We start from the raw sequence: 15,710 nt of genomic DNA, 5'->3' as shown, positions 1-15,710 counted from the left end.
CTTGCGGCGGGCAACTGTCGAGGCTGGGCGGGTTGAAAGGGAGACAACCATGACAGACCTCTGTTTATCAGCCTCGCGGTGCATCGACGACGCCCGTTGCGTCCAAGCGTCCCAGGCCAAGCCGACCCGATGAAATTATCCGTTCACTCACTCGTCCTGCTGGTGCTGGCCTGCTTCAGCCCGGCGTCGTTCGCCGTCGATGTGCCAGGCAGTCGCGACCTGGAGCGTGTTCCGCGCATGCCCGACGCGCAGATTGTCGATTACCGGCAAACCAGCGACATGGAACGCGTCTATCCCATGGGCTCGATCCGCAAGATCAGCGGCCAGTTGCGTTTCGACGGCCAGGTCGATGCCCGTGGGAACGTCACGTCTGTTACTTACGAACTGCCGCCGGAACATTCCGCCACCCAGGCCTTTACCGCCGCGCGCGAAGCGTTGCAGAAACAGGGCGCCGAGCTGTTGTTCTGGTGCCAGGCCCGCGATTGCGGCGAAAGCAGCCTGTGGGCCAACGACGTCTTCGGCAACTCCAAGCTCTATGGCGCCGACAACGACCAGGCCTTCCTGCTGCTGCGCCTGGCACCACCGGCGGACAGCACACTGATTGCGCTGTATGCCATCACCCGCGGCAATCGCAAGGCCTACCTGCATGTCGAGCAGTTCGAGGCGAACGCAGCGCTGGGGGACTTGCTGCCGACGTCGGCCACGCTGCTGCGCCAGCTCAAGGACACTGGGGTCCTGGATTTGCCGCGTCTTGCCGGTGAGCCAGACGACACCTGGTTGCGCCTGTTGTCCCGGGCGCTGAACCTGGACACGGGCTTGCGGGTCAATATCGCCGGTCCCCGGGCCGAGGATTGGATTGAGGCTCTGGCGGGCCAGGGCGTTCGGGCGGCGCGCATGGAGGCCGCCAGCGGCGAGGCGGCGGGATTGCACCTGGAGTTGCTGCGCTAAGCTGTCTCGGGGCAGCGGGTTTCACGCCGCTGCCGCGCTCCTGTTCATTTTTTCGAGACCCTACATGATCAATAACGATCGGCTGTTGGTGCAGATCCTGCTCCTGGTGTTGTTCGGCGCAAGCCTCTGGGTCATGGCGCCGTTCTGGTCGGCGCTGTTCTGGGGGGCGGTGCTGGCGTTCGCCAGTTGGCCGCTGATGCGCCTGCTGACCCGCTGGGTCAATGGTCGCGAATCCCTGGCGGCGGCGCTGCTGACAGTCGGCTGGATGTTGTTGGTGGCGGTGCCGCTGGTGTGGCTGGGTTTCAACCTGGCTGACCATGTGCGCGATGCCACCGCGTTCATCAAGGACGCACAGGTCGACGGCTTGCCCGAAGCCCCGACCTGGTTGGCCGGTGTACCGCTGGTGGGCGAACGGCTGGTCGGCGTCTGGAACAGCATCGACCAGCAGGGGGCCGCGCTGATGGTGTCCGCCAGGCCTTACCTGGGGCAGGTCGGCAACTGGCTGCTGGCGCGCAGTGCGCAGATTGGCGGCGGCATACTCGAGCTGACCCTGAGCATCGTGTTCGTGTTCTTTTTCTATCGCGACGGCCCGCGCCTGGCGGTGTTCGTCCACGGGTTGCTGGAGCGTCTGATCGGCGACCGTGCCGGTTACTACATCGAGCTGGTGGCTGGTACGGTGCAACGGGTGGTCAACGGCGTGATTGGCACCGCGGCGGCCCAGGCCGTGCTGGCGCTGATAGGCTTCCTGATCGCCGGGGTCCCGGGGGCGCTGGTACTGGGTATCGTCACGTTCCTGTTGAGCCTGATCCCCATGGGGCCACCGCTGGTGTGGATCCCCGCCACGGCGTGGCTGGCGTGGAAGGGTGAGTACGGGATGGCGGTGTTCCTCGGCATTTGGGGCACGTTCATCATCAGTGGCGTGGACAACGTGCTCAAGCCTTACCTGATCAGCCGTGGCGGAAACCTGCCCTTGGTCATCGTGCTGCTGGGGGTGTTCGGCGGGTTGATTGCCTTCGGTTTCATCGGCCTGTTCATCGGCCCGACCCTGCTGGCGGTGGCGTATAGCCTGTTGACGGACTGGAGCAAAAGCCAGGCGCGATAGCTTGAATGCCGAGTACCTGTGGCCCGAACACTTGTGGCGAGGGAGCTTGCTCCCGCTGGGTTGCGAAGCGACCCCAAACCTATGACCTCGATCCGTCTGATGCACCGTGTCGGCTGGCTTCAGGGCTGCTGCGCAGCCCAGCGGGAGCAAGCTCCCTCGCCACAGGGTTATTGTCGACCCATCAACCGCCAACCTGGCGCCCGAAGGGCCAGGTTCGAGTGAATCAGGTCGCCACGTTCAGGTGTTTCCCTACAGTGGCGACGTTATCCAGCGAGTATTGCCGGCTGAGGTTGGCGATCATTCTGTTCAACGCTTCGCTGACATTGGCCTGTTCGGTGGAGCTGTCGCTGCGGCGACCGGCCTGCAAGGCGCTGCTCAGTTCGCTGGCGGTGACGGTGGCGTCGCCATCGGCATCGAGCTGGCTGAACAGCTCTTCACTGGAGGCCTGTTGCGGTGGTGGCGGTGGCGCAAGGCTGGCGGCGAGTTCGTCGAGGCTGACAGTGCCGTCTTCATTCTTGTCCAACGCCGAGAACACTTGCTGGCTGTCGGCATCGCTGCCAGTGCTGGCCAGGCCGTTGCTCAACTCATCGCTGCTGACCACGCCGTCACCGTCGGCGTCCAGGGCGCTGAGCAGCGCATCGGCCAGTTCGGTATTCGGCGCCTGGTCCCGTGGCGGCGGAGGCGGCGGTGCCATCGCGGCCATTTCCTCGCTGCTCAGGTCACCACTGCCGTCACTGTCCAGGTCGCTAAAGTTGTCGCTCAGGCTGACCAGGATGCCATCGTCGCTTTTTTGCGACAGGGCGCTGCTCAACTCTTCCTGATTGACCGAACCGTCGCCGTCGCTGTCGAGCTTGCTCAGCAGTTCCTTTTGAAACTGCTGGCTGCGGGCACTGCTGGTGGTGGTACTGCTGGTGCTGGTATAGGTCGAGTAACTGCTGACGCTACCAATCATGGGCGCTCTCCTTGGGCTGGGATAGCCGGTGGGTGCACCGGCTTATGCAGCCTCGGCGGGGCAGTTGTCGTGGGTGTGTGGAGTTTGTACCGAGAGAAATACACAGCGTTCGCCCCTGTGGGAGCGAGCTTGCTCGCGATAGCGGCCTGTCAGGCACATCAAGGTGGACTGATACACCGCCATCGCGAGCAAGCTCGCTCCCACAGGGAAGATAAGAAGGCTTAGAGACGAGGCAGGCTGATCACCGCCGTCAACCCACCCCCCGGTGTCTCTTCCAGGGTCAATTGCCCGCCCAGGCGTTCGCTGGCTTCCCGGGCGATGGTCATGCCCAGGCCGACGCCGCCGGAGTTGCGGTTGCGCGAGCCTTCCAGGCGAAAGAACGGCTCGAACACCGCCTCGCGTTTGTCCGCCGCAATACCGGGACCATGGTCGATGACTCGAATCAGCACCTGCTTGTGTTGGTCTTCCAGGCTAATCAAGGCATGGCCGGCGTAGCGCAGGGCATTGTCGATGAGGTTGTTGAGGCACGAACGCAGCGCCATCGGTTGCACCTGCAGCGGCGCGCAGGTACCGCTGACCTGCACATCGGCGCCCTGGTCCTGAGCGTTTTCGCTCAACGACTCCACCAAGGCCTGCACGTCCATCCATTGCAGCGCTTCACTGGTGCGCTGTTCGTGCAAGTAGGTGAGGGTGGCGTCGAGCATGCCGATCATGTCGTCTAGATCCTGACGCATCTGGCCTTGCAGCTTGATGTCATCAATCTGCTCCAGGCGCAGCTTGAGCCGCGACAGCGGCGTGCGCAGGTCATGGGACACCGCGCCGAGCATGCGCGAACGCTGCTGCACCTGCTCAAGAATCCGTTGCTGCATCAGGTTGAACGTATGGGCTGCCTGTCGCGCCTCACGGGGGCCGTTTTCATCCAGCGGCGGGCTGTCGAGGTTTTCGCTCAAGCGCTCGGCTGCATCGCTCAGGCGCTGGATGGGTCGGGTCAGGAGCTTGGCGCCGTACCAGGCCGCGACGATCAGGAACACGAATTGAAAGGTCAGCGGCACCACCGGCCCGCCGAACCAGGGGCGCGCTGGACGGTTAGGGGGCGGGCCGAAGCGCGGGGGGCCTTCGGCTTGTCGGGAAAATCCCGGTGGCGGCCCGGGAGGCGGCCTGTCGTAGTGAGAAAACCAGGCAAACGCCAACAGATGCGCCAGGACAATCGCCAGCAACAGCACGCCAAACAGGCGGCCGAACAGGGAGTCGAGGCGCAGTTGCATCAACCGATGTCCCGCGCGTCGAACAAATAGCCCTCACCGCGCACGGTCTTGATCAGTTGCGGGGCCTTGGGGTCGTCGCCCAGCTTCTGGCGCAGGCGTGATACAAGCAGGTCGATGCTGCGGTCGAAGGCCTCGATGGAGCGCCCGCGAGCCGCGTCCAGCAGCTGTTCGCGGCTGAGCACTCGGCGTGGCCGTTCGATGAAGACCCACAACAGGCGGAACTCGGCATTGGACAGCGGCACCACCAGCCCATCGGCGGAGATCAGTTGGCGCAGCACGCTGTTGAGTCGCCAGTTGTCGAAACGGATATTGGCCCGCTGCTCGCTGCGGTCGTCGCGCACCCGGCGCAGGATGGTCTGGATACGCGCCACCAGCTCCCTGGGTTCGAACGGCTTGGCCATGTAGTCATCGGCGCCCAGCTCCAGGCCGATGATGCGGTCGGTGGGCTCGCAGCGGGCGGTGAGCATCAGGATCGGGATGTCCGATTCGGCGCGCAGCCAGCGGCACAACTGCAAGCCATCTTCACCTGGCAGCATCAGGTCGAGCACGATCACGTCGAAGTGCTCGGCCTGCATTGCCTGGCGCATGGCCGCGCCATCGGTCACGCCGCTGGCGCGTATGCTGAAGCGGGCCAGGTAATCGACCAGCAGCTCGCGGATCGGCACGTCGTCATCGACGATCAGCGCGCGGGTGTTCCAGCGCTTGTCATCGTCGGGTACTTTTTGATCGCCAGAATTTGCAACAGGGGTGTTCTGCATGGATGCATCATCTGCCAGGTAGGCTGCCAACCGCAAAGCAGGCGGCGAGGTTGAGCCCTCAGCATAGGCTTCGTGCCGCGAGGCGTGAAGCGCTGAAAGGACGGGTTGCGGCGGCGGACGGTAGCGTGTCGACGTGTTGTACGCATGTCATGAATGTATCGGCTTCGACACAAAGGCCGGTATCGTCCATGCTGCTGGGGGGATGATGAGATTTACCGATCATCGGGTCCCGCACGGGCGCTCGTTCCGCTACAATGCGCGCCGATTTCGACTTGCCTGAGAGCCCGCTCATGTCCGCCTGCCAGACGCCCATTATCGTCGCCCTGGATTTTCCCACCCGTGACGCCGCCCTGAAGCTGGCCGACCAGTTGGACCCCAAGCTTTGCCGGGTCAAAGTCGGCAAGGAACTGTTCACCAGTTGTGCTTCGGAAATTGTCGGGACCCTGCGCGACAAGGGTTTCGAAGTGTTCCTGGACCTGAAGTTCCACGATATTCCCAACACCACCGCCATGGCCGTCAAGGCGGCTGCGGAGATGGGCGTGTGGATGGTCAACGTGCATTGCTCCGGTGGCCTGCGCATGATGGCGGCCTGCCGTGAAGTGCTGGATCAGCGCAGCGGCCCGAAACCGTTGCTGATCGGCGTGACCGTGCTGACCAGCATGGAGCGCGAGGATCTGGCCGGGATCGGCCTGGACGTCGAGCCCCAGGAGCAGGTGCTGCGGTTGGCGGCGCTGGCGCAGAAGGCCGGCCTGGACGGTCTGGTCTGTTCGGCCCTGGAGGCCAGCGCCCTGAAAGCGGCTCACCCGTCGCTGCAACTCGTGACGCCGGGGATTCGTCCGACGGGCAGCGCCCAGGACGACCAGCGTCGCATCCTGACTCCGCGCCAGGCGCTGGACGCCGGTTCCGATTACCTGGTGATCGGCCGTCCGATCAGCCAGGCCGCCGATCCGGCCAAGGCGCTGGCGGCGGTCGTGGCCGAACTGGCCTGACCTGACCCCGAAGATCCCTTGGTGTGGGAGTGAATCTGTGGGAGCGAGCTCGCTCCCACAGTGGTTTTGTGTCAGACCTTGAGCACTAGCTTCCCGAAGTTCTCCCCACTGAACAATTTGGTCAGTGTCTCGGGAAATGTCTCCAGGCCTTCGACAATGTCTTCCTTGCTCTTGAGCTGCCCCTTGGCCATCCAGCCGGCCATTTCCTGCCCGGCGGCGGCGAACTGCGCGGCGTAGTCCATGACCACGAAGCCTTCCATGCGCGCCCGATTGACCAGCAGCGACAGGTAGTTGGCGGGACCCTTTACCGCTTCTTTATTGTTGTACTGGCTGATTGCGCCGCAAATTACCACGCGGGCCTTGAGGTTCAAGCGACTGAGCACGGCATCGAGGATGTCGCCCCCGACGTTGTCGAAATACACATCCACGCCCTTGGGGCATTCGCGCTTGAGGCCTGCGTGGACGTCTTCGTTCTTGTAGTCGATGGCACCGTCGAAGCCCAGTTCATCGACCAGGAATTTGCATTTGTCGGCCCCGCCGGCGATGCCCACCACGCGACAGCCTTTGATCTTGGCGATCTGCCCGGCGATGCTGCCCACCGCACCGGCGGCACCGGAGAGCACCACGGTCTCGCCAGCCTTGGGCGCGCCGACGTCCAGCAGGGCGAAATAGGCGGTCATGCCTGTCATGCCCAGTGCGGACAAATAACGTGGCAGCGGTGCCAGTTTCGGATCGACCTTATAGAAACCTCTTGGCTCGCCGAGGAAATAATCCTGCACCCCCAGCGCACCGTTTACGTAGTCCCCGACTGCGAACCCCGGGTTGTTGGAGGCAATTACCTGGCCGACACCCAATGCCCGCATCACTTCGCCGATGCCGACCGGCGGGATATAGGACTTGCCCTCGTTCATCCAGCCGCGCATGGCCGGGTCCAGGGACAGGTATTCGTTTTTCACCAGGATCTGGCCGGCTGCCGGTTCGCCGACCGGTACTTGCTGATAGGTGAAAGTCTCGCGGGTCGCCGCGCCTATCGGGCGTTTGGCGAGCAGGAACTGGCGATTGGTCTGGGCAGTCATGGCGGGCACTCAAGATGAATGAAGCCTTGTTGATAGACCTTCGAAGCGCTTGTCGCAAGGTTTGCTGACATAGCGAATGCAGTTCGATCCAACACAGTGATAGTTCGCCTGGGGGCCTTATCACTGGCGCCCATGAGTGCTCAAACGGCAGTTGGATAGTGCTGCCGCGCCCTCGGGACCTGTGACTAGACTGGCGGCATCTCCCGCATTCTTCGAGGAACAGACAATGAGCATGACGTTTTCCGGACAGGTCGCCGTGGTTACCGGCGCTGCCGCTGGTATCGGCCGGGCCACTGCCTTGGCGTTCGCGGCAGAGGGCCTGAAAGTGGTGGTGGCCGACCTGGACGTGGCGGGCGGCGAGGGCACGGTGCAGTCGATTCGTGATTCGGGCGGCGAAGCGGTGTTCGTGCGCTGCAACGTGACGCTGGAAAACGATGTGCAGCAACTGATGGACGAAGTGATCAAGACCTACGGTCGCCTTGACTACGCCTTCAACAACGCCGGGATCGAGATCGAGAAGGGCAAGTTGGCCGACGGTACCCTCGATGAGTTCGACGCGATCATGGGGGTCAATGTGAAGGGCGTCTGGCTGTGCATGAAATACCAACTGCCATTGCTGCTGGCCCAGGGTGGCGGGGCGATCGTCAACACCGCCTCGGTGGCGGGCCTGGGGGCAGCGCCGAAGATGAGCATCTATGCGGCGTCCAAGCATGCCGTGATCGGCCTGACCAAATCGGCCGCCATCGAATACGCCAAGAAGAAAATCCGCGTCAATGCAGTCTGTCCGGCGGTGATCGACACCGACATGTTCCGTCGTGCCTATGAAGCAGACCCGAAAAAGGGCGAGTTCGCCAATGCCATGCACCCGGTGGGGCGTATCGGCAAAGTCGAGGAGATCGCCAGCGCCGTGCTGTATTTGTGCAGCGACGGGGCGGCTTTCACCACGGGCCATTCCCTGGCGGTGGACGGCGGCGTCACAGCGTTCTGAGGGCGTGCCCATTAGCTTGTAGGACGAAGCCCGCACTGGTTGCGGGCTTTTTCGTGTGAGGCCGAAAAAACCTCGGAACGGCCCTCAATGTGTTTCAAAGGGTGAGAATCGATGGTTTTGGCGACGTTGTCGTACATCGTCCCGTAGCGGCCTGTGCTTAACTGTTTCCGGAAATAAAACAAACGCTTAGGAGCTTGGTTACTCATGGAGTTGAGAATCGACCGACAGGCCCTGGTGCCTGTCGTGCAGCAAATCGTTGACGCGCTGACCGGCTGGATCCGACAGGATGCGGTGCAACCGGGAACTCGGCTGCCATCCGTGCGCCAACTGGCGCGGGAGAACCTGCTCAGCCAGTCCAGCGTCAATGAGGCGTGTGAACGCCTGGTCGCCCAAGGCCTGTTGGCGTCCCGCCATGGTTCCAGCTTTTTTGTCGCCCCACCCCCTCCGCCCGAGCCCACCGATCAGAATCGACAGCAAGACACGTTCACCGACGGGGGCGACAGCTCGCAATGGGAATTGAAGCTGGGGTGTGGCGGGCTGCCCGAGAGCTGGCGTGAAAGCGATGACTTGGGCTATGCGATCCGTCAGGTCACTCGCACCGACATGGCGGGATTGTTCAACTACAGCACGTCGTTGGGGCTGCCTGCCCTGCGTGAGCAACTATCCAGGCGCTTGAAACAATTCAATATCGAGGCCGATAAAGACCTGATCCTGACCACCACCGGAGCGACCCACGGGCTGGACCTGATCGTACGGACACTGTTGCCGCCGGGTTCCTGCGTGGTCGTGGAGAGCCCCGGCTATTCAAGCCTGTTCGACCTGCTCAGGTTGCACGACATCGACATGATCGAACTACCCAGGACCCCGCGCGGCCCGGACGTCGACGCGCTGCAAGACCTGCTGGCGATGCACCGGCCCACTGCGCTGTTCGTCAACAGCGCCTGCCATAACCCGACCGGCACCAGCCTGGCTCCGGCCGTCGCTCAACGGCTGCTGCAATTAACGAAGGAACACGGCGTACTGGTGATCGAAGACGATGCCTATGGCGATTTCCAGAGCTCGGCACGGACCCGGCTGGCGGCACTGGATCCGGAGGTGGTCTACGTGGGCAGCTTCTCGAAAACCCTGAGCAGTTCGTTGCGCGTCGGTTTCGTGGTGGCCGGGCCTTCCATCATCGCGCGCCTGAGCGAGGTCAAGGGCATTACCAGCATGGGTGGCTCGCGGTTCTGTGAGTCGGTCCTTGCCTGCCTCCTGGCCAATGGTGCCTATCGCAAGCTGGTCCAGCGCCAGCGGCAGCGTCTGGGTGCCGATATGGCGGCGCTGTTGCAGGTACTGGAAGACGCCGACTGGGAGGTCTTTGGCAAACCGGTCGGCGGGCTTTTCATCTGGGCAAGACCGCCATTGTGTGACTACGCTGGAGTACAACGTCTGGCCAGGCGGTTCGGCGTGCTGTTGTCTTCGCGTACCGCGTTCAGCCCTTCGGGCGCCGACAGCGACTGGCTACGGATCAACGTGGCGTATGCCCGTGACCCCAGGGCGCTGGCGTTCTTCCGGGCCGCGGCTCTGGATCGACCTCTAGTGTCCTGAAAACGACGCGGCTGTAGCTTTTTGCCATTATTCCGACGCCAGCATCTTGTGTTGCAGGGCGTCTCGTTGCGAATCTGCAATCAACACACGCTGGCAGAGGACTGAGCGCAATGATTTCGGCCGTGCAAGGACGTTTTGCCAACCTCGGTATGGCAAAGAAACTGGGTATCGGATTTGTCCTGGTGCTGTTGCTGACCGCAGTGGTCGCGGCCATCGGTGTCTGGTCCCTGCAGACCATCAGCTATCGCTTCGATGGCCTGAAACAGATGTCCTCCCTCAACAGCGGGTTGCTCAAGGTCAGGCTGCTGGAGCAGGAATACGCCTCGCGCTCCGATCCCAAGACGGCCGACGCCCTGCGCCAGGGCGTCGATGGGCTGGTGGCCCAGGCGAACGAACTCAAGGTGCAGTCGGCTGCCAACGTGCCAGTGATGAACGACGTGGAGCAGGCGCTGGCCGCGTATCGCAAGGCGTTCGACGAATTTGTCGGGTTGAGCCAGAGCAAGGACCTGGCGCTGGAAATGGCCAGTTGGTCGGTGTCCAGCGTCGCCAATAACCTGGATGTGTTGCAGGCCGGGCTGGCGGATGACGGCGCCTATACCTTGAAAGATTCCGAGGGCAAGGAGGGTGCCGAGTTCATCGAGCAGGCCAACCAGGTCAGCGAAGTATCACGCTTGATGTTGCAGGCCATGAACGAAGCACGGGTCCGCCTGGACCAGAGCCGCAAAGGCAATGTCGAGGGCGCCGGAGAAGGCAGCATCGAACAGGCCGAGCAGGCGATGAAACAGGCCGAAGTGCTCAAGACCACGGTCAAGGACCCGGGTTACCAGACCGTGCTGAATGAAGTGGCCGGGCATATCGCCGGGTTCAATGAACAATTGGCCGAATACACCGGCCTGCTGGCGAAGGAAAAAGTCGTCTACCAGCAACTGCACGAGCGGGCCGACCAAGTGGTGGCGCGGGTTGACCAGGCCTTCAGTGCCGAAGACCAGGCCATGCAGACCGAACTGAAGAAAAACTCGCTGCTGATCATCGGTTCGTCGGCCTTGGCGTTGCTGGTGGGATTGATCGCGGCGTGGGTCATAACCCGGCTGATCGTGACGCCGCTGCGCAGTGTCATTCGCGTGGCCCGGCAGATTGCGTCGGGTGACTTGAGCGCCACGGTCGAGGTGACGCGCCGGGATGAAATTGGTCAGTTGATGCAGGCGATGCAACAGATGGGCGCGGGGCTGAGCAGTATCGTCAGCGGCCTGCAGGCCGGCATCGAGCAGTTGGCCAATTCGGCCCAATCGCTGTCGGCCGTGACTGAACAGACCAACCTGGAAGTCAGCAGCCAGAAAGAGGAAACCGAGCAGGTTGCCACGGCGATGAACCAGATGACGGCGACTGTGCATGATGTGGCACGCAACGCCGAGGAAGCCGCACAAGCGGCCCAGACCGCCGACGACAAGGTCGAAAGTGGCCAGCAGGTGGTGCGGCAGAGCATGGTGCGCATCGAGCAGTTGGCCGATTCGGCCACGTCGGCCAGCTCCAGCATCGAGAGCCTCAGCGCCGAGATCCAGAACATCGGCACGGTGCTGAGTGTGATCAAGAGCGTGGCCGAGCAAACCAACCTGTTGGCACTCAATGCCGCTATCGAGGCGGCCCGGGCCGGGGAACAGGGCAGGGGCTTTGCGGTCGTGGCCGATGAGGTGCGGGCGTTGGCCAGGCGTACGCAACAGTCCACCGAGGAGATCGAGCGCCTGGTGAGTGCCCTGCGTTCAGCGGCCCAAGCTTCCGTGCAGCAGATCCAGAGCAGCGGCGAGTTGGTGAAGATGGCGGTCAGCGATGCACTGCAGACCGAAAGCGCCTTGGGCAGTATTGCGGCGGCGGTATCGCTGATCCAACAGATGAACCAACAGATCGCGGCGGCGGCCGAGCAGCAGAGTTCGGTGGCCGAGGAGATCAATCGCAGTGTCACCAGCATTCGCGCCAGCGCCGATCAATCGTCCCTGGCGATGCGCGGCAATGCCGCTTCCAGCATCGAGCTGGCGCAGTTGGGGGTTGAGCTGAAAGGGATGGTGGGGCATTTCAAGTTGTGAGCCGGTGGTGGCTCGACATATACCCTGTGGCGAGGGAGCTTGCTCCCGTTTGAGTGCGGAGCACTCAGCATTAAAGAGCTGCTACGCCCGAAGCCCGCGGCGTCGGACCGGCCCAGCGAGAGCAAGCACCCTCGCCACAAGGGTGCTTGATCCAGCCAAGTAATCTCAGTCGTAAACCTTCTTCTTCTTCCACTCGTCGTTGACTTCGGCGTCCTTCAGCCCTTCGGTCAACTGGTTGACCTCGCCTTCGACCGGCTGGGTACTGGCCAGGACCTGGGCATTGGCGCGGGCCAGGAGTTTCTCCAGGTAGGCCAGTTGTTCGGCGTAGACCTGGGGTTCCTGTTGCTTGCGCAGGTACTGCACACCGCGCTCGAAGGCCAGGCGGGCCTGCCCGGGTTGTTCTTGCTGCAGGGCTTGCTGGCCGAGGTTGTTGAAGAACTCGATGTGCAGCAGTACCAGGATGTGCCGCACTTCGCGAATCCAGCGCTTGGCTTCGTTAGACGGCAGGAAACCGTCCTGGGCGGCGCGAGTGATCTGGCCGTGCAAGGCCTCGAGCAGAAAACGTACGTCCTTGGCCTTGGCTTCTGTCAGGATCGGTGCCGGTGGATTGTTCACCGGGATCGATTCACCTTGGGCGGCCAGTGCGCTCAATTCGTCCAGGCGTGCCTTGACCGCGGAATTGGTCTTGTCCAGGTTTAGCAAACGCTGGCAGGCGTTCATCTCAAGGCGCGTCATCAACAACTTCAGGGCAGGGGTCATCAACTGCCCGGGGAAGGTTTCGGTGAGCTCGCCACAGCGACGCATGCGGTCGTTGAGTTCTACCTTGGTGCGGGCCTTTTCCAGCTTGTTGTTTTCCACCACGTGGTTCATGTAGCCAATGGCGATCAACAGGGCGATCCCGGCTACGACGAGCAGGGTGATCATGAGTGGTGTCACCGGTAAGACCTCTTTATTGTGGTACGCATGTCATCAGTGTAGTGGCTTGGCTTTTAAGCGCATAGGCCCGAGCGACGCGATTAGACGGGCGTCGTGCTGTTTATAGGAAGCATAAACGGGTGGATGCACATTGCCATCATTTGCCGGGCGCGACTATAGCGTCTCGGCGGCTGACAGAATATAGGCGTCAGAGACCGGGCGGACAAAATGTCCGGATTGCCCCCAAACCGGGCGAAGTCATTGATTTAAATAAATTTATATCTGGGGGTTGACGACCCTTCAATCCATCCATAGAATGCGCGCCACTTACAGCGTAAAGCACTCAGCTAAACGCTCTAAGCAGTGAATGTTGTACGTGTGTCCCCTTCGTCTAGTGGCCTAGGACACCGCCCTTTCACGGCGGTAACAGGGGTTCGAGTCCCCTAGGGGACGCCAATGCGGGAATAGCTCAGTTGGTAGAGCACGACCTTGCCAAGGTCGGGGTCGCGAGTTCGAGTCTCGTTTCCCGCTCCAATTTTAAACAGCGTTGCTTTCGGGAAGCGCTGAGTGAAACCAGAACCAAATCTTCGGAGGCGGATCTGGGCACTGGAACACACACCATGTGTTCCGGGCAGCGTGTCCCCTTCGTCTAGTGGCCTAGGACACCGCCCTTTCACGGCGGTAACAGGGGTTCGAGTCCCCTAGGGGACGCCATTTGCGGGAATAGCTCAGTTGGTAGAGCACGACCTTGCCAAGGTCGGGGTCGCGAGTTCGAGTCTCGTTTCCCGCTCCAAATTCAAAAAAACGCCGCTCAAATGAGCGGCGTTTTTTTATGCGCGTAAAAAAGCCATCTCAATGCCCAAGGTTATGTATCCGGCGCTCAAGGGCCTTTAACCAGCGATTTGCCTTGTATGAGGGGGCTGGCGACGATTTTCCTTAATATTGAAGGGGAGTGGAGAATACTTCCTGCAAAATTTAAGGGAAAACGCTTAGTAAGATTAATAGTTCATTCCTAAAGAAATGCACTTCTCCTAACCTTCCAGTACCCCTTCTGGAGATGCATTTATGCTGATATTCGTTAAATCGATGGTCATTGGGCTGTGCATTGCAGCCCCTGTGGGACCCATTGGGCTGTTGTGCATACAGCGAAGTCTGATGCTTGGGTGGAGAGCCGGTTTCGCGACGGGATTGGGTGCGGCCACAGCCGATTCGATCTATGGATTCATCGGTGCCCTGGGTGTCACCGCCATCATTGCGACGCTCATCAGCTTTAAACCCTGGTTGTGTATTTTTGGTGGGTTGTTCCTCGCCTACATTGGTTATCAGACAATACGATCGAAGGGCGGCTCGACGGCCATGGCGGGTGAGCGTGCCAACATGTTCAAAGCCTACTCGACGACGCTGTTCCTGACGCTTTCCAACCCCATGACCATCTTGTCGTTTATCGCGATATTTGCCGCGTTGAGTGATGGTATGGCCAGTGACCAAGGCGGCCAGCACGCCTTGCTGCCGATGGTGACCGGTATCTTCCTGGGCTCGGCTGCCTGGTGGCTGGGGTTGAGTGGGTTCTCCTCCATTTTCAAGGCGCGGATTGCCGAATCAAAGCTAAGGCTGATCAACTACTTTTCAGGGGCAACCATCACCGTCCTGGGGGCCTACCAGGTCGCCACTGGCGTCATGCTGGCCACGGGAGCCTGACCCGGAGCTTATGCCTCGCTGAGCGAGGCATAAGCCTTGGTATTCCCCCTGCAATACACGCAGACGTTTTATTGCAGCTTGAACTCGACGTACGCCCTGAAACGGCCTATCGCCTGGGTGATTTGCGAGGTGGTTGCATTGCTGAACGACAGCCTGACCTGGGTGGTGGCCTCATTCATCAGCGAAAACAAGGTGGTGGGAAATACAATCACCTTGAACAACCTGGCGCATTCGCGCATTTCAGAATATCCAAAGGCGAAAGGCAGCTGCACGTTGATGAAGAAGCCGCCTGCCGGATGATTCCAGCTGACCGCTCTTTGGGCGCCGACCTTGAATGGGAATTCGCGCTCAAGGCATTCAAGCATGTGATTTCTTTTCTTTGTGTAAGACAACACCCTGGGTTGGTTCAGCCCTTTCAACGAGTAGTCGTGCTCGATCAGCAAGCCTGCGACAACCGCTTGGCACAGAGCGGGGGTATTCACCGTGATCAGGCTTTTGGCCTTGCTCAATCGGCCGCTGAAGGACATGACCCCCGTGCCCTCTGGGGCGACCACATAGCCCATGCGCAAGCCCGGGAAAATCGATTTGGCAAACGAGCCCAGCAAGAACACCCGACGGCTGTCGATGGACTTCATGGACGCAATGGCATCGCCGTCGTACCTGAAGTAACGGTAGGCGGTGTCTTCGAGGATGAAAAAGTTCTTTTCATCGGCCAGGGAGAGCATGGCTCTCCTGTTGTCATGGGAAAGGCTGTCGGCGGTAGGATTGCTAAAGTCCGCAATTGCATAAAGCGCCTTGATTCTTTCACCTCTGGATTCCAGTGCTTCGATGAGCCTGCGCAGGGCGATCGGATCAAGAAAGGCAGCCATGGGGACGGGGGCTACTTTTATCCCCAGCAATTTTGCGATGCCCGTGATCCCGGAAAACACCGGGTCAGGTACCAATAAAACCCCACCGCCTTCAAAAATGGACAGGAGCGTCAAGGTGCAGGCTTCTTGAAAGCCCATGCACACCACAATGCTTTCAGGGTTGGAAACGTTGATCGCTTCATCCACCTGCAAATGGTTGGCGATTATTTCATTGATGATTCCAGAGGTTTTTCCATATTGGCAAAGCAGCGTCGCCAGTGACTGTTCGGTGCCGGCAACGTGATCCTTGTATTGGGCCAGGCCCCTGTCGATGAGCGAAGGGTCGCACTGCTCGTCATCGGGTCGACCGGAGGCCAGTGAAATGGCCTCCGGGTTTTCTTGGGCAATGGAGTTCAGTAGGTGGATGACGTTCAGGATGGGGTCGTCGAATATCGTGTTTTCGAATGCGCTGGACACTTCGCTTCTCCATAAAAAAAGCAACGAGC

At 61.0% G+C, this 15,710-nt stretch carries 13 protein-coding genes, 4 tRNA genes and 1 pseudogene; 12 read left to right on the top strand and 6 right to left on the bottom strand.

What is annotated here, in order from left to right; all coding sequences use genetic code 11:
• Positions 1-129 precede the first annotated feature (129 nt).
• Both LOY50_RS20555 and LOY50_RS20550 read left to right on the top strand, forming a co-directional pair.
• Positions 130-948, top strand: coding sequence for a DUF4892 domain-containing protein (locus tag LOY50_RS20555; protein ID WP_253476953.1), 819 nt, complete (start codon positions 130-132; stop codon positions 946-948).
• A gap of 64 nt (positions 949-1,012) precedes the next feature.
• The gene (locus LOY50_RS20550) at positions 1,013-2,050 is read left to right on the top strand and encodes an AI-2E family transporter (RefSeq protein WP_258689056.1); all 1,038 of its coding nucleotides are present in this window, start codon (positions 1,013-1,015) and stop codon (positions 2,048-2,050) included.
• Between the two features lie 223 nt (positions 2,051-2,273).
• Here LOY50_RS20550 and xopAW read toward each other — a convergent pair whose 3' ends face one another.
• The 3 genes from xopAW to LOY50_RS20535 form a co-directional block, all read right to left on the bottom strand.
• A complete protein-coding gene (gene xopAW / locus LOY50_RS20545) occupies positions 2,274-3,002 on the bottom strand; it encodes an EF-hand domain-containing protein (RefSeq protein ID WP_258689055.1) in 729 nt (242 codons plus the stop codon).
• Positions 3,003-3,223: 221 nt separating this feature from the next.
• Positions 3,224-4,267, bottom strand: a complete 1,044-nt coding sequence (locus tag LOY50_RS20540) for a HAMP domain-containing sensor histidine kinase (protein WP_258689054.1) — start codon at positions 4,265-4,267, stop codon at positions 3,224-3,226.
• Positions 4,267-5,025 (bottom strand): response regulator, encoded by a 759-nt coding sequence (locus tag LOY50_RS20535; protein WP_253476945.1) that lies wholly within the window; start codon positions 5,023-5,025, stop codon positions 4,267-4,269. The genes LOY50_RS20540 and LOY50_RS20535 overlap by 1 nt, the downstream gene beginning before the upstream one ends.
• 290 nt (positions 5,026-5,315) lie before the next feature.
• Here LOY50_RS20535 and pyrF point away from each other — a divergent pair, with 290 nt between their 5' ends.
• On the top strand, positions 5,316-6,014 hold the full coding sequence (gene pyrF, locus LOY50_RS20530) for an orotidine-5'-phosphate decarboxylase (RefSeq protein WP_214509677.1): 699 nt from the start codon (positions 5,316-5,318) through the stop codon (positions 6,012-6,014).
• A gap of 71 nt (positions 6,015-6,085) precedes the next feature.
• On the opposite strand, the gene LOY50_RS20525 is transcribed toward pyrF, so the two are convergent.
• Entirely contained in the window at positions 6,086-7,090 is a 1,005-nt protein-coding gene (locus LOY50_RS20525) for an NADP-dependent oxidoreductase (protein WP_253476940.1), read from the bottom strand.
• Positions 7,091-7,316: 226 nt separating this feature from the next.
• Between LOY50_RS20525 and LOY50_RS20520 the strand changes: the two genes are divergently transcribed.
• The 4 genes and pseudogenes from LOY50_RS20520 (at position 7,317) to LOY50_RS29190 (ending at position 11,743) form a co-directional block, all read left to right on the top strand.
• Positions 7,317-8,078 carry an SDR family oxidoreductase gene (locus LOY50_RS20520; protein ID WP_057451989.1) on the top strand — a complete coding sequence of 254 codons (762 nt, stop codon included), beginning with the start codon at positions 7,317-7,319 and terminating at the stop codon, positions 8,076-8,078.
• A 204-nt stretch (positions 8,079-8,282) separates the two neighbouring features.
• Positions 8,283-9,665, top strand: a complete 1,383-nt coding sequence (locus tag LOY50_RS20515) for a PLP-dependent aminotransferase family protein (protein ID WP_258689053.1) — start codon at positions 8,283-8,285, stop codon at positions 9,663-9,665.
• 110 nt (positions 9,666-9,775) lie between these two features.
• A pseudogene (locus LOY50_RS29195) lies at positions 9,776-10,834 on the top strand (methyl-accepting chemotaxis protein); the annotation flags it as partial.
• A gap of 27 nt (positions 10,835-10,861) precedes the next feature.
• Positions 10,862-11,743, top strand: coding sequence for a methyl-accepting chemotaxis protein (locus LOY50_RS29190; RefSeq protein WP_371128556.1), 882 nt, complete (start codon positions 10,862-10,864; stop codon positions 11,741-11,743).
• A gap of 165 nt (positions 11,744-11,908) precedes the next feature.
• Here LOY50_RS29190 and LOY50_RS20505 read toward each other — a convergent pair whose 3' ends face one another.
• Entirely contained in the window at positions 11,909-12,667 is a 759-nt protein-coding gene (locus tag LOY50_RS20505; protein ID WP_253476929.1) for a hypothetical protein, read from the bottom strand.
• A 371-nt stretch (positions 12,668-13,038) separates the two neighbouring features.
• Between LOY50_RS20505 and LOY50_RS20500 the strand changes: the two genes are divergently transcribed.
• The 5 genes from LOY50_RS20500 (at position 13,039) to LOY50_RS20480 (ending at position 14,356) form a co-directional block, all read left to right on the top strand.
• A tRNA-Glu gene (locus LOY50_RS20500) sits at positions 13,039-13,114 on the top strand.
• Between the two features lie 2 nt (positions 13,115-13,116).
• Positions 13,117-13,192, top strand: a tRNA-Gly gene (locus LOY50_RS20495).
• 104 nt (positions 13,193-13,296) lie between these two features.
• A tRNA-Glu gene (locus LOY50_RS20490) sits at positions 13,297-13,372 on the top strand.
• 3 nt (positions 13,373-13,375) lie between these two features.
• Positions 13,376-13,451, top strand: a tRNA-Gly gene (locus tag LOY50_RS20485).
• A gap of 272 nt (positions 13,452-13,723) precedes the next feature.
• Positions 13,724-14,356, top strand: coding sequence for a LysE family translocator (locus LOY50_RS20480; protein WP_214509682.1), 633 nt, complete (start codon positions 13,724-13,726; stop codon positions 14,354-14,356).
• Between the two features lie 68 nt (positions 14,357-14,424).
• Here the strand turns inward: LOY50_RS20480 and LOY50_RS20475 are convergent, their stop codons facing one another.
• The gene (locus LOY50_RS20475) at positions 14,425-15,681 is read right to left on the bottom strand and encodes a PLP-dependent aminotransferase family protein (RefSeq protein ID WP_258689051.1); all 1,257 of its coding nucleotides are present in this window, start codon (positions 15,679-15,681) and stop codon (positions 14,425-14,427) included.
• Between the last annotated feature and the right edge of the window lie 29 nt (positions 15,682-15,710).

The sequence above is a fragment of the Pseudomonas sp. B21-010 genome (genome assembly GCF_024749325.1).
GTDB classification, from domain to species: Bacteria; Pseudomonadota; Gammaproteobacteria; order Pseudomonadales; family Pseudomonadaceae; genus Aquipseudomonas; species Aquipseudomonas kilonensis.
Note: the sequence above shows the minus strand (reverse complement) of the source record. Positions and strands in the feature narration are given on the sequence as shown.

Excerpts from the sequence above, each read along its gene's own strand:
- LOY50_RS20555 (WP_253476953.1), top strand. The coding sequence starts at position 130 with ATGAAATTATCCGTTCACTCACTCGTCCTGCTGGTGCTGGCCTGCTTC.
- LOY50_RS20505 (WP_253476929.1), bottom strand. The coding sequence starts at position 12,667 with ATGATCACCCTGCTCGTCGTAGCCGGGATCGCCCTGTTGATCGCCATT.
- LOY50_RS20520 (WP_057451989.1), top strand. The coding sequence starts at position 7,317 with ATGAGCATGACGTTTTCCGGACAGGTCGCCGTGGTTACCGGCGCTGCC.
- pyrF (WP_214509677.1), top strand. The coding sequence starts at position 5,316 with ATGTCCGCCTGCCAGACGCCCATTATCGTCGCCCTGGATTTTCCCACC.
- LOY50_RS20535 (WP_253476945.1), bottom strand. The coding sequence starts at position 5,025 with ATGCAGAACACCCCTGTTGCAAATTCTGGCGATCAAAAAGTACCCGAC.
- LOY50_RS20480 (WP_214509682.1), top strand. The coding sequence starts at position 13,724 with ATGCTGATATTCGTTAAATCGATGGTCATTGGGCTGTGCATTGCAGCC.
- LOY50_RS20540 (WP_258689054.1), bottom strand. The coding sequence starts at position 4,267 with ATGCAACTGCGCCTCGACTCCCTGTTCGGCCGCCTGTTTGGCGTGCTG.
- xopAW (WP_258689055.1), bottom strand. The coding sequence starts at position 3,002 with ATGATTGGTAGCGTCAGCAGTTACTCGACCTATACCAGCACCAGCAGT.
- LOY50_RS20550 (WP_258689056.1), top strand. The coding sequence starts at position 1,013 with ATGATCAATAACGATCGGCTGTTGGTGCAGATCCTGCTCCTGGTGTTG.
- LOY50_RS29190 (WP_371128556.1), top strand. The coding sequence starts at position 10,862 with ATGCAGGCGATGCAACAGATGGGCGCGGGGCTGAGCAGTATCGTCAGC.
- LOY50_RS20525 (WP_253476940.1), bottom strand. The coding sequence starts at position 7,090 with ATGACTGCCCAGACCAATCGCCAGTTCCTGCTCGCCAAACGCCCGATA.
- LOY50_RS20515 (WP_258689053.1), top strand. The coding sequence starts at position 8,283 with ATGGAGTTGAGAATCGACCGACAGGCCCTGGTGCCTGTCGTGCAGCAA.